The following is a 532-nucleotide window of genomic DNA, read 5'->3' on the forward strand; positions in this document are numbered from 1 at the left end:
TCAGAGATCTCCGGATCAATGGATATTTGCTCCTCCCCGAAGCTTATCGCAGCTTATCACGTCTTTCTTCGGCCCTTAGTGCCAAGGCATCCGCCCTGTGCCCTTTCTGCTTGACCTTTCGCTTCTGATACCCTAGCGTAGGTATCAGCGGTCTTGATTCTCGTTGCTTTTGATAAATTTAATTATCGATGTCTTCCTATCTTACGTTTGTATATCAAGGATATTTGATTAGTTAATCAAATTTCATGTATGCAGTTTTCAAGGTACGATTTAGGCTTACTCACTTAACCTCACGGCTAAATTCACATAAGCCAATGGGCTTAAGTGGACTCGAACCACCGACCTCACGCTTATCAGGCGTGCGCTCTAACCAGCTGAGCTATAAGCCCATCTTTGAAATCTTTCGATTTCAAGTGGAGATGAAGAGATTCGAACTCTCGACCCCCTGCTTGCAAGGCAGGTGCTCTCCCAACTGAGCTACATCCCCATTTGATCTGGCGTCCACCTGCTCTCCCACATCGTCTCCAATGCA

The 532-nt window shown here is 46.2% G+C and carries 2 tRNA genes and 1 rRNA gene; all 3 read right to left on the minus strand.

From position 1 onward, the window contains the following. Positions 1 to 117: ribosomal RNA gene (locus tag KQI91_RS13010) — 23S ribosomal RNA — on the minus strand; the annotation flags it as partial. 198 nt (positions 118 to 315) lie between these two features. Next, positions 316 to 389 (minus strand) — tRNA-Ile (locus KQI91_RS13015). A gap of 25 nt (positions 390 to 414) precedes the next feature. Further along, positions 415 to 487, minus strand: a tRNA-Ala gene (locus tag KQI91_RS13020). Positions 488 to 532 lie beyond the last annotated feature (45 nt).

Source organism: Blautia sp. MSJ-19 (assembly GCF_018918125.1).
Lineage (GTDB): Bacteria > Bacillota > Clostridia > Lachnospirales > Lachnospiraceae > Blautia_A.